Consider the following 12678-nt stretch of genomic DNA (forward strand, 5'->3'; position numbering starts at 1 on the left):
GAGTACTCTGTACTATAGAGTTCTCTATATTGAACCGATTTGAGGAGAATTGATCATGGCCATTCGATTGCTGCGCGGCGTTTTGAGCGGACTGAAATGGGCCTTGTGTGCGGTCGGCGGCGTCGCGCTGATCCTGGGCGCGATGATTGCAACGCCGCTGGAGCGACCGCCGGAGATGCGATCGGTCTCCGACTCCGCCAAGGGCATCGACTGGTCCACGCTGCCGGCCCTGGAACGCTTTCAGGCCCGCGACGGCACCTGGATCGGTTTCCGCCACTACGCCCCCATTGGAGCCGCGACGGGCCGTGGCGCGATCTTCATCCACGGCTCCTCCGGCTCCAGCGGCACCGTCAATCATGCCCTGACTTATGCGATCGCCTCGCGCGGGGTGGAGACCTGGGCGCTCGACATCCGCGGCCATGGCGGCTCCGGCACGCGCGGCGACATCGGCCATGTCGGGCAGCTCGAGGACGATCTCGTCGACTTCGTCGCCGAATTGCGCAAGACCGCGCCGGAGCTGCCGCTCACGCTGATCGGCCACTCCGCCGGCGCCGGCTTCTCGCTGCGCGTCGCCGCGACACCGATCATGCAGGACATGTTCGTGCGCACGGTGCTGCTCGCGCCCTATCTCGGCTACGACGCGCCGACCAACAAGCCGCGTGCCGGCGGCTGGGCCAATTTCGACCTGCCGCGCTTTCTCGGGCTCGCCACGCTGCGCAAGCTCGGCATCGACTGCTGCGCGCAGCTTCCGGTGCTCGCTCTCGCCGTGCCGGCGAGTTCGGCAAAGTATCTCGTCTCCACCTATTCCGACCGCCTGACGCGCAATTTCGCGACGCGCGGCTATCGCGTCGATCTTCCGGCGACAACACATCCGATCACGATCTTCGGCGGCGCCGAGGACGAGATGATGATCTCGGACAAATATGCGGAAGTAGTGCAGGCCATCAAGCCGTCCGTCGACGTCAGGATCATCGACGGCATCAACCACATGGGCATCGTCACCAACCCGAAGGCGATCTCGATCATCGCCGAAGATGTGGCAACGCGCGGGGCAGGGCAGTCATGATCGACAGCAAGGAGGCGTCCGCCGCGCTGGCCGATATCGACGACATCGTCCAGCGCGTGAAGCAATCGCAGCTCTACGAGCTGGCGAGCCATGCTGCCGTCTGGTGGGGCGTATTGGTGTTCGCGGGCAATCTCGCGACCTGGCTCTGGCCGGTCTACGCCGTCTACGCCTGGGTTGCCGTGGATGTTGTCGGCGTTGTCGGTATGGTTGTGCTCCGCCTGGTCAATCCGCCGCGCCACTCCCATGGTCGCGGCTTCGACATCAGACTGCTTCTGCTGTTCCTGCTGTTCTTCGCCTTCGGTTATCTCTGCACCAGCGTGCTCGGTCATTTCGGCCCGCGCCAGCTGGGCACGTTCTGGCCACTCTACTTCATGCTGTTCTATTCGCTGGCGGGTCTCTGGTTCGGCTATGCCTTCATTGCGATCGGTCTAGGCATCTCCGCGCTGACGCTGATCGGCTATTTCACCATCGGCGAGGCGTTCCCGCTCTGGATGGCCTTCGTCAACGGCGGTGGCCTGATCCTCGGCGGGCTCTGGATGCGGCGGATCTGATGGCCGAGCTCGACGACATCATCCACCAGCCGTTGCGGCTGAAAATCATGGCGGCGCTGAACGCGCTACCGGTCTCTGCTGGCCTAGAGTTCTCGCGGCTCAAAAAGCTCACCGGCGCCACCGACGGCAATCTCGGCGCGCATATCGAGACGCTGGCCAAGGCCGGCTACGTTTCGGTGGAGAAAGCCTTCGTCGGCAAGAAGCCGCAGACCACGGTGACGGCTACCGCGGCGGGCCGAGGAGCGTTTGCGCGGCATGTCGCGACGTTGCAGGAGATCATTGCGGGGAAGCAGGGCTGACCGTCCATCGTCGTCCGGAGAGCTCGCGCCAGTCCGCCTGACGCTAGCTGGCGACCTGCTGCTACTTCTTGAACCATGAAACCAGCCGACGCATAAGGACCTTGAGATGTTTCGATCGGGGCCGTCGAGCTAATGCCCACGGCGTCGAATGTACTCAGCTAGCCGCTGATACCGATGGTCTTCGCGCAAGGTCGGCTTCGCTTGTGCAATGGCCTCCAGGCAATCCTGTAGCTCTCTTGGTGCCCAGAACTGGTCTCCCAAGATCGCGTTGAGTAAGCGTAATGAAGCCTCGGGGAATCGAACGCATAGCCCTGATTCGTGCAACTGATGCACCGCGTGATGAGGGTGTTCGGTCGGACGTAACCAGTCCGCGACAGCAGCCAGCACGGAAGGAAACGCCTCTCCCCCTGCGATACACATGATGGTTAGCGACTCAGAAATACCGTTCGACACCAAGTCGCGCGACTTGGGCCAAATTTGTTGCCAAAAGGGTTGGACGCGATTTTTCCAGTAGTCCTCCCGTTGCGCACCAGCGCCTCCAAGCGCTTGCGAGAGGGCCTGCGCCACTTCCTGCAAGCCTTCTTGTGGTAGTGCGCCAATAGCGTCTCGGAAGTCCTTCGACGTATAGCCTTCGGCAGGATCCAAGCCGGCATAGGTGAGTAACGCTGCAAACTGGCGGCCGTGATCACCAAGCTCTTCGTAGTGATGCGCTGTGGATAAGAACTGCGGCTTGAAAGCGATGAGGAGGGGGCGGTACAGTCGAGGCGACCAGAGAAACCCCTCCCAAGTTGCCTTCGCCTCAATCGAACTGCGCTCCCAGTCAAATAGAGGCAATAGGTGCTTCTCGGTCCATAAATGATCTACCCTAAACAACGCGATCAGACGTGAGGCCAACAATACGCGTCCGTGACGAAAGCGCGCGACTCCAGTATCGCACATCGTTGTGAAAAAAGGCTCGATGTCGCCGGGTAGCCCTTCATTGTCATTAGGCTTACGTTTGAACCAAAGATTCAGCAGTGCCTCCACGACATGGCCGATCGGATGATTGATCGCCTCCGTCACAGGTTCGTTGATTGGTTTTCCGTCTTTACTGATTCCAGCGTCCGGGTCTTGATATACCGAGAGCAGCCGTCTGCTAAGGTCGAATAGAACCGTCTCATGGGGGAGCGCGCCCTTCGATGCCGCCCTCATCCACCAAGTGAGGCTGTGAGCAACGGCCTGCATGGCCGAATCAGGCATCCTTCCCACGAGGGGGGCCGCATAGCGCCACGACCTTAGAACTAGACCTTCTTCGCTCCACGCTTGTAGGGCCTCTCTCCACCGAGTGGCGGGCCAAAGCCCCTCATTGGCCAAGTCGCATAAGGCAAAGAGACTATGAAAGAAGCGGGTTCGACAGGTATCCCGCCATGTGTTCTCGTCATAGAATGACGAGTCCGACGGCGGTTGTTTGAGCCATTGGACCAGATCTGACCGCTTACGAGGTGCAATATCCACTCGCCGCTTTGACTCATAGTCAGGATCGCCGGTCCCACTCATCCAGAACGAGAACTCATCCTGCTCGCTTTCAGCCAGCCGGCGGCGAGGTTCAGCCATCGCCAGACTATCGACGCGCAAAGAGGCATCGCGCCCCAGCAAGGCACCACCTTTGCGCAATTTGGCGAGACGTAGCCAAACCGCGTCGTCTACGATTGCTTTCCAATCTGCTGGTTCGAGACCCTCCCGGTACATGCGGCGTGGCGGGCCTGCCAAAATCGCCTTTTCCAACGATCCTCTAGTTCCATGCGCCGTCTGCGATCCTTGGAGGGCCAGCAATCTCATCGTTTCGCGCTTCGTATTACCGGACCACAGCCACCAACTGTCGTCGGATACTAACCATTCGACCCATTTCGCGGAATCGATAGCGCCGTCCTGACTGGCGGCAAAGAGTGCCAGACGCTTGAACGTGGGATACGGTACATCGAACCACGCTAGGGCTATCTGCCGGGCGCGCTCCGGCGCCGACTTGTAGGTTTCAAGCCATGCATCACGTAACAGCTCAATCAAGGTTACCCAGTCACGGAAACCCCGGTTCTGCCAATGAGGCGCGATTGATGGTAAATCCCAATGTGATCGATCGTCTTGGTCGTTGGCCTCACCCAATTCACGCTGCAAATCCAACGCATCGCGAACTAATTGTTGGAAGTCATCCAAAAGCGAGGGCAATATTGCTCGCCATTGATCGTCTGCCAAATCGCCAAGAGCGGCATGGACGTGGTCGGCAGCTAGGACCAGTTCCCAATCTACCAACTGCCTAGCGCGTGTTGGCTCTTCCTCGCCCTCCTCTGCTCTCCAATGAAAGGGCCTCTTTAAAGCGACCTTCGTCGACAGGAGTTCGCGGAGTTGAAGCCGCAGAGTTGCCGTGAGGCCATCGCGTTTCAGGCGATCCTTCCAGCGATAGAAATCTGGCTCGCGCCAAGGTGATTTCACATGTCCTGTGAGCAGTAGGCGCCACAGGGTTTCCATCAGCGGTCCGGGGATGGCATTAGGCGCCTGGGTACGGATGTCGTCCAGCTCGGCCGTCCTTCCTTCTCTAACCAATTGTGCGAAGCGGTCCAACTGGTGCTCAATCAGCCAGGCCCAGCGTTCGTGCAATTGCCCACCCCGCGCCACTATCCAAATGATCAACGCTGGATCATTCAAATGCCGCGCCAGCCAGCGGGCCAGATGGAACATCACGTCGTCCCACTGGCTGCTGCCGACACCGCCCAACACGAGTGTCATCCATGGCGCATTTCGATACGGCGTGGGGCGTTGGACCAAGCTAAACCGCAGCTTGTCATCCACCTCTCTCCGCGGCGGAACACCAAAGCGGTTTAAATCACGGTGCAAGTAACGTTGATCCGAGAACTCCTCTAGCCATTCGAGCGCCGGTACCGGATTGAAGTCCGCGAACCGCTTCGCGGGCAATCCTGATACATCCGATAATGCCCAAAGCATTCGACCCACAAAGTCATCCTGCCGAGTGCTCGCAGAAGGTCGAGCAAGTGCGTGCTCGACGACGATCTGCTCCTTGCCGAGTGTGCCGTCGCGATAAGTTTCGGCCCACTCTTTTAAAGTGTTGTGCAGCGCTGAATGATCGTGGGTACCAGAAGGCACTTCGTAGAGAATCGGGTTGGTAACGCCCTTGGCCTTCCATTCGATCCTCTTTTCTTCCTCCTGGCCAGCCGCGTAGTCGCCAAACGCGTAAGCATCGGGGGTGGCTTCACCCTGCATGCGGTCCGCTGCCAGCGCATCCATCATGTAGCGCATCACAGGGTCGTTGATGCTGTAACCAACAAAGCATACGATGTAGTTGCGAAACAAATCGCTGACAAAGCGTGCCGCCCAGCGCTCGGTTAAGTAAGCTAAGCCGAAGTCGCCGCTGGTGAGTACCAGCCTTTGTAACGCGGTCGCCTCTATTGGGTTGGGCAGCAAACCATGCAAATAGACTAGGCCGTCCCACTTGCTGTTCTTCGGTATGGGAAGCATCGGTGCTGCGAACGCATTGAACGCCTTCCCGGCACGTTTGCCCACGCGCTCGAAAATGCGGTCGAAGTTGGTTGTCACAAGGCGAACAGCTCCGTCGCGACAGCGGGCAAGCTCCAATAAGGCTTCATGCGTATCGGTGGCACTCTTGCGACGCCACTTAGGTTTTAGGACCTCAGCCAGTTGTTGACGAACAGCAATGCGTTGCCCCGGCAAGCGCCGTTCCAGCAAGTCTAGCGCTGCATCGAATTGATCCCGCTCGTACGCTTTTTGTTCGACCGGCGAGGGAGCTGTGCCGATGCGCCTATAAATCTGATCTACTAGCCCCTGAAACCCCGGGAGGCCGGCCGGATAGGAGATGCCTGCGCCACAAAAAAACACAACGCGACCTTCTTCGTGCGCCTGCAAAAGGGAATCGGGAATATCTGGGCCGTTAGCAACGAATTGCATGGGTTAAATCATTCTGAGCCCGTTTCAGGCCGCCACCTTGATTTCAAGTCAGCAAGCATCGTGACCTTAAGCGCATGATCAGGCAGCTGGCCGCGGCGCTTTCGTAATCGGTCCCGAAATTTCGCGTATTTTCTCTCGACGCTGCCCATCATCACATCGGGATCATCAGCGCCCCAACAACACTGATTTAACCGGCCTGAAATCCGTGAAATTCCCACTCTCATTGATGAAGGTGCGCAATCTATCGCCCTGGAGTCTGAATTAGCCGATTGAAGCGTATGGCTCATACAACTTACAAGGTCATTCTCGCAGCCGAAGCATCATGCGCTTCTCGGGTGGTGCCAGGACCCGCCGATCGCGATACCATGACAGCTGGATCGAAACGCTGGTGGCAAAGCGTCTCGTCCTCTAAGACTTCACGGTCAACCGTGCTCAACCGATTGGAGCGAGTCCGTGTCCTATGCCGAACAGTGGGCAGCTTTAGCCACTCAGATCAAGGGTCTAGTGCGGGCGGGCGAACTGTACGGTCTCTTCCAGAGCCATCGGGATGCAGACAGCTATGGGGCCGAAAAATTTCTGCGCGAGCAGTGTGTCACACTTGCTCAATCACTCGAACAGTTTCGTCGCGATTTCGTCCACGCCCTACCGTCCACGACCGTAGCAAGGATTGATCGTTTCCTCGGAACAAACCTCGTCCAAGCTGTCAAGAACGGTGCAACAGATAGCGTTCGAGGAGCGTTGGTTGGTCTTTCCGCTTTCGAAGCCGAGATCACATTCCTGCTTGCTGGGCGGCAAGAGCACATTAAAGCGCGCACAGAGCGCGCGTTGCTGCACCTCCAACGCGTGCTTGTTGTCGATCCTGATATGTCAGCGAAGTGGAAGAAAGCGTTTATCGAGGGCGAGGTGGCCTGCGAGCGCCTAGGCTCGATTCATTTGCTGTCGCACGGCATTTACGCCTTCAAAGTGGATGCCATAGGCGCGCGGACTGATCTTGTTTACAACGAGCCGCCCCCGGATGCATTGCTGGCACAAGCGGTCGAGGGAATAGTGCTAACGGAATGGAAGGTGGCTAAGAATACTGAAAGAGCAATGGTGGCTGCTCGCTCGGCTCGGGTGCAAGCCGATCGGTATAGTCAAGGTGCCTTGGCCGGCCTTGAGCTAACGAGCCATCGGTACATCATTGTCGTCACCCAGAAGGGTTTGCCGCAGGATTCGTTAGGGGCCGATGAACGCGCCGGTGGCGGCGTTATCTATCGCTACGTCAACATCGTGACAGAGCCAGATGTCCCGTCCAAGGCGGCCAAAGTGCTTACGGGCTCGACGAAGAAGTAGTGCTCGCCGTCGCGGTCACGGCGGCCTCTAGGTCGTGTGAGTGCTCCTGAAACTCAGCGGATACGACTCGCCGAGCCGTTGATCTGTCAACGCTTTTTGCCTCGGAAGGTCTCCCACAAGAGGAGAAGGGACAGCAGAGGAGTACGCGCGAGTTTGGCGCGACACCCCTTGAGCCCCACCCCGATTCATGCGACCTCCGCCCCAGCAAAACCCTCATTTTCGAGCCCTCGATGCACATTCTCCTGCTCGGTTCCGGCGGCCGCGAACATGCCTTGGCGTGGAAGATCGCAGCCTCTCCCCTGGTGACCAAATTCTGGTGCGCGCCGGGCAATGCCGGGATCGCGCGCGAGGCGGAATGCGTGGCGCTCGACGTCGCCGACCATGCCGCCGTGATCGACTTCTGCAAGACGAATGCGGTCGAGCTCGTGGTGGTCGGGCCGGAGACGCCGCTGGCGGCCGGGATCGTCGACGATCTCACCGCCGCCGGCATCAAGGCGTTCGGGCCGAACAGGATCCCCGCCCAGCTCGAAAGCTCCAAGGGCTTTACCAAGGCGCTGTGCACCGAATTCGGCATTCCGACCGGCGCCTATGAGCGATTCACCAATGCTGCCGATGCGCGCGCCTACGTCCAGAGCCAGGGCGCGCCGATCGTGGTCAAGGCCGATGGGCTTGCCGCCGGCAAGGGCGTCGTCGTCGCCAAGACCGTGCGCGAGGCCGAGGACGCCATCGCCATGATGTTCGAGGGCGCCTTTGGCGAGGCCGGCGCTGAGGTCGTGGTCGAGGAGTTTTTGCCGGGCCGCGAGATCTCCTTCTTCGCGCTGTGCGACGGCGAGACCGCGATTCCGCTGGCGTCCGCGCAGGACCACAAGCGCGTGTTCGACCACGATGTCGGCCCGAACACCGGCGGCATGGGCGCCTATTCGCCGACGCCGCTGGTGACGCCGGCGGTCCATGACGCGATCATGGCCAAGATCATTCTGCCGACGGTATCAGGCATGAAGCAGCGCGGCACGCCGTTTCGCGGCATCCTCTACGCCGGGATCATGCTGACCACGCAGGGCCCAAAACTGTTCGAGTTCAACGTGCGCTTCGGCGATCCCGAGTGCCAGGTGCTGATGTTGCGGATGATGTCGGACATCGTGCCGGCCTTCCTCGCCGCCTGCGACGGGCAGCTGAAGAATTTCGATCTGCGCTGGTATCCGGAATCCGCGCTCACGGTGGTGATGGCGGCGAAGGGCTATCCCGGCGACTACCAGAAAGGCACGCGGATCGAGGGGCTCGATGACGCCGCCAAGGTCGAGACCGCCGAGATCTTCCACGCCGGCACGGTCGAGAAGGACGGCGCCATCCTCGCCAATGGCGGCCGCGTGCTCAATGTCTGCGCGCTCGGCAAGACCGTGACGGAGGCGCAGGTGCGCGCCTATCAGGCCGTCGACCGCATCAACTGGCCGGAAGGTTTTTGCCGCCGCGACATCGGCTGGCAGGCGGTGGATGCCGAGAAGTCCAAGAGCTGAGCGAGCGCTGACAGGCTTTTTTCGCCCGCGCGCGCAATTTCGGCCCGCGCCGTCGGCACTCCGAAATTGTGTAGGCAGCTGTTGAACTTAGCTACTGTGCATGGGGTTGTTTTTCGACTTTTTTTATTTTGGGGCATTCTCAAGACCGAGCAGATCCCGCGCTGACAGATAAGGATGCAGAAGATGTCCGATCTCGCCGACCTCTATCCCGGCTTCGCCTCCGAATGGATCAACACCTCCTTCGGCCGCATCTTCGCCCGCGTCGGCGGCAAGGGACCGCCGCTGCTGCTGCTGCACGGCTTCTCCGAGACCAACGTGATGTGGCACCGCGTCGCGCCGCAGCTGGCCGACCGGTTCACGCTGATCATCGCCGATCTACCCGGCTATGGCTGGTCCGACATGCCCGAGAGCGATGCGCTGCACATCCCCTACAGCAAGCGCGCGATGGCCAAGGCCATGGTCGAGGCGATGGAACGTCTCGGCCACGTGCACTTCGCGCTCGCCGGCCACGACCGCGGCGGTCGCGTCTCGTATCGGCTGGCGCTCGATCATCCCGGCCGGCTGTCGAAGCTTGCCGTGCTCGATATCCTGCCGACCTATAATTACTGGGAGCGGATGAACCGCGCCTACGCGCTGAAGATCTATCACTGGACCTTCCTGGCGCAGCCCGCGCCATTGCCGGAAACGCTGATTTCGAGCAATGGCGAGTTCTTCCTGCGCTTCAAGATGGCGAGCCAGACCAAATCGAAGACGCTGGAGGCCATCGACGAGCGCGCGCTCGAACACTACATCGCCCCGTTCCGCGATCCCGCCCGCGTGCACGCGATGTGCGAGGACTACCGCGCGGGCGCCTATTTCGACTACGATCTCGACAAGGCCGATTTCGAGGCCGGCAAGAAGATCACCATTCCCATGCTGGCGCTGTGGGGCAATGCCGGCGTCGCGCAAGCCGCCGCCACCCCGCTCGACATCTGGAAGCAATGGGCGACCAACGTCGAAGGCATGCCGGTCGATTCCGGGCACTTCCTCACCGAGGAGAACCCCGATGTCACCGCGAAGGCGCTGCGCGAGTTCTTTGCTGTTTAGGCCCAACTGTCATCGCGCGGCTTGACCGGGCGATCCAGTATTCCGAGACGGTGCTTGTTGAATCGATAAGCTGCGGCGTACTGGATGCCCCGCCTTCGCGGGGCATGACAGCGATGTGCGGCGACCTAGCGCCGCTCCCGGAAGAAGTCCTTGAGCATCCGCGCCGACTCGCTCTCGCCGACCCCGGAATAAACATCCGGGACGTGATGGCAGGTCGGCGAGGTGAAGAACCGCACGCCTGATTCAACCGCGCCGCCCTTGGGGTCGGCGGCGCCGTAATAAAGCCGCCTCACCCTTGCAAACGAGATCGCGCCCGCACACATGGTGCAGGGCTCCAGCGTCACGTAGAGGTCGCAGTCGACCAGGCGCTCGCTGCCGATTTTTTTGGCCGCCTCGCGCAGCGCGACGATCTCGGCATGAGCCGTGGGGTCGTAGTCGGTCAGCGTCCGGTTCGCCGCGGTGGCGATGACCTCGTAATTGCGGACCACGACGCATCCGATCGGAACTTCGCCCGCCTTTCCGGCGTTTTCGGCCGTTTTGAGCGCCAAATCCATGAAAGAGGGGGCTTTCAAGCCTCGTATCATCCCGAGAAACCTGCTAGTAGCTGCGCCTTCAGCAGAAGTGCTTACCGATTTTGCCTGAGCATGCGGCTCGAGACGAGCGCGCACAATGCTTTCTGGCCACCCCCTGAGTGAGATTATTCATGCCTCGCGACAGCGACAAAGACAACGATTCCCGCGGCCGGCGTGATCGCGGCCCGGCCAAGGGCGGCCCCGCCAAGGGCCGCTCCGGCAAGCCACGCGGACCCGACAAGAAGTTCGCCAAGCGCGGCCCTCCCGGGGACAAAGGCGACGCCCGCCCGCCCCGCGGCGACCGCGACAGCCGTCCCTTCCGTCGCCGCGAGGAGGGCGATGCCCCGCGCCGCGACTTCAGCGACCGCCCGAAGTTCAATCGCGAAGACCGGCCGCGCCAAGACCGGCCGCGTGAAGACCGGCCGCGCGGCGAGGATCGTGGCGAGCGCAGCTTCAAGCCGCGTGGCGATCGTCCCTTCAAGCCGCGTGAAGACCGTCCGTTTTCCGATCGTCCGTCGCGCGACGGCGAGAAGCGCCCGTTCAAGCCCCGTGGCGACCGCCCATTTTCTGATCGCCCCTCGCGCGATGGCGACAAGCGGCCGTTCAAGCCGCGCGGTGATCGCCCGTCCTATGGGCGTGATGACCGTCCGCCGCGCAGGGATCGCGACGATTCCCGTCCGGCCGGCCGAACCGGTGACGCGAAGTTTGGCGACAAGCGACCTTACGCGCCGCGTGGCGACCGTCCGGAACGCAAGTTCGACGGCGAGCGGAAGTTTTCGCGCGGCGCACCGGACCGCAATCGCAGCGAGCGCAGCGATTCGAAACCTTGGCAGAAGCGCGATGCGGCCCCGCGCGGCGACCGGCCGCCGCGCAAGGACTTCAGCAAGGGTCCGCGCAAGGATTTCGGCGGCAGCGACCGCGGTCAAGACAAGCCCTGGCAGAAGCGCGATAATCGGCAAGGCGGCGGCGACGACCGTCCGCGCTTTTCGCGTTCGCGCGACGATCGTCCATCGGGTGATCGTCCGTTCCGCGAGCGGCCCAAATTCGATCGTCCCAAGTTCGATCGTCCGCGCGATGATCGTCCGAGGTTCGATCGCGGCGGCGATCGCCCGAAATTCGATCGTCCGCGCGAGCGTTCCGAGGGCCGTTCCGACTGGCACGAGCATCCCCGCAGCGAAGCGCCTTCCGGCGATCGTCCACGTCGCGAAAACGAGGACGAGAGCAGGATCTTCGAGAAGCGTCCCGCCTTCGGCGGTCGCGGCGCCTATCGAGAGCGCGATCGTGATTCCGAGCGGCGACCGCGCCGCGAGGAAGAGGTCAAGCCGAAGAAGGCCGGTGAGCGTATCGCCAAGGTGCTGTCGCGCGCGGGCCTCGCCTCGCGCCGCGACGCCGAGGAGATGGTCACGCAGGGCCGCGTCAGCGTCAACGGCCGGGTGATCAATTCGCCTGCGCTCGACATCACCTCCAACGATGTCGTCACCATCGACGGCAAGCCGTTGCCGGAGCGCGAGCGCACGCGGCTGTTCCTCTATCACAAGCCGCGCGGCCTGATGACGACCCATGACGATCCCGAGGGGCGTCCGACCGTGTTCGACAATTTGCCCGAAGGTCTGCCGCGGCTGATCTCGATCGGCCGGCTCGACTTCAACACCGAGGGCCTGCTGCTGCTCACCAATGATGGCGGGCTCGCGCGCACGCTCGAGCTGCCGGACACCGGCTGGCTGCGCCGCTACCGTGTCCGCGCCCATGGCGATGTCACGCAGGCGCAGCTCGACGAGCTCAAGAACGGCATCGAGATCGAGGGCATCAAATACGGTCCGATCGACGCCACGCTGGAGCGTGACCAGGGCGCCAATGTCTGGCTGGTTTTCGCGATCCGCGAGGGCAAGAACCGGGAAGTGCGCAACGTCTGCGCTCATCTCGGACTCGAGGTGAACCGGCTGATCCGGGTTTCCTACGGCCCGTTCCAGCTCGGCGAGGTCCCCGAAGGCCAGGTCGAGGAGATCAAGTCCCGCGTGCTGCGCGACCAGCTCGGCGAAAAGATCATCGAGAAATCGGGCGCGCAGTTCGACGTGCCGCAGAAATCTGCCTCGCATGAGGGAGACGACGCGCCGCGCGAGAAGAAGCCGGCGACCAAGCGCGGTGTGATCAACGACCGCAAGGGCCGGCGCGTGCTGGTGCAACGCACCGGGAGCGAGGAAGCGCGCGAGCGCAACGAGGCTGAGGCGAGCGGCTACGGCCCGCCGCGCCGTCCCAAGCGCGGCTACCACGGCAAGCGCGATCTGGCGCCGAAGGAGGACTGAC

General features: G+C 61.7%; 9 protein-coding genes. 7 read left to right on the forward strand and 2 right to left on the reverse strand.

Features of this window, described 5'->3' with window-relative positions; translation table 11 throughout:
* Window positions 1-55 precede the first annotated feature (55 nt).
* The 3 genes from IVB41_RS06715 to IVB41_RS06725 are packed head-to-tail and all read left to right on the forward strand — an operon-like array spanning window position 56 to window position 1916.
* Window positions 56-1066, forward strand: coding sequence for an alpha/beta hydrolase (locus IVB41_RS06715; protein ID WP_247428217.1), 1011 nt, complete (start codon window positions 56-58; stop codon window positions 1064-1066).
* A complete protein-coding gene (locus tag IVB41_RS06720; protein ID WP_247428220.1) occupies window positions 1063-1617 on the forward strand; it encodes a hypothetical protein in 555 nt (184 codons plus the stop codon). Before IVB41_RS06715 ends, IVB41_RS06720 begins: the two co-directional genes overlap by 4 nt.
* Entirely contained in the window at window positions 1617-1916 is a 300-nt protein-coding gene (locus tag IVB41_RS06725; protein WP_039154053.1) for a transcriptional regulator, read from the forward strand. The genes IVB41_RS06720 and IVB41_RS06725 overlap by 1 nt, the downstream gene beginning before the upstream one ends.
* Before the next feature lie 129 nt (window positions 1917-2045).
* Here the strand turns inward: IVB41_RS06725 and dsr1 are convergent, their stop codons facing one another.
* Window positions 2046-5870: an anti-phage defense-associated sirtuin Dsr1 gene (gene dsr1 / locus IVB41_RS06730; RefSeq protein ID WP_247428223.1), complete on the reverse strand. Its 3825-nt coding sequence runs from the start codon at window positions 5868-5870 to the stop codon at window positions 2046-2048.
* Window positions 5871-6323: 453 nt separating this feature from the next.
* Between dsr1 and IVB41_RS06735 the strand changes: the two genes are divergently transcribed.
* From IVB41_RS06735 to IVB41_RS06745, 3 genes are all read left to right on the forward strand, one after another.
* Window positions 6324-7202 carry a hypothetical protein gene (locus tag IVB41_RS06735; protein WP_247428226.1) on the forward strand — a complete coding sequence of 293 codons (879 nt, stop codon included), beginning with the start codon at window positions 6324-6326 and terminating at the stop codon, window positions 7200-7202.
* A gap of 230 nt (window positions 7203-7432) precedes the next feature.
* Window positions 7433-8716 (forward strand): phosphoribosylamine--glycine ligase, encoded by a 1284-nt coding sequence (purD, locus tag IVB41_RS06740; RefSeq protein WP_247428229.1) that lies wholly within the window; start codon window positions 7433-7435, stop codon window positions 8714-8716.
* A 183-nt stretch (window positions 8717-8899) separates the two neighbouring features.
* Complete coding sequence (locus IVB41_RS06745) at window positions 8900-9802, forward strand: alpha/beta fold hydrolase (RefSeq protein WP_247428232.1); 903 nt, start codon at window positions 8900-8902, stop codon at window positions 9800-9802.
* A gap of 125 nt (window positions 9803-9927) precedes the next feature.
* Here the strand turns inward: IVB41_RS06745 and IVB41_RS06750 are convergent, their stop codons facing one another.
* Window positions 9928-10386, reverse strand: coding sequence for a nucleoside deaminase (locus IVB41_RS06750; protein WP_039798664.1), 459 nt, complete (start codon window positions 10384-10386; stop codon window positions 9928-9930).
* 119 nt (window positions 10387-10505) lie between these two features.
* Here IVB41_RS06750 and IVB41_RS06755 point away from each other — a divergent pair, with 119 nt between their 5' ends.
* Window positions 10506-12677, forward strand: a complete 2172-nt coding sequence (locus tag IVB41_RS06755) for a pseudouridine synthase (RefSeq protein ID WP_247428235.1) — start codon at window positions 10506-10508, stop codon at window positions 12675-12677.
* Window position 12678: the final 1 nt, after the last annotated feature.

Source organism: Bradyrhizobium sp. 44 (assembly GCF_023073095.1).
In the GTDB taxonomy this organism is placed as follows: Bacteria; Pseudomonadota; Alphaproteobacteria; order Rhizobiales; family Xanthobacteraceae; genus Bradyrhizobium.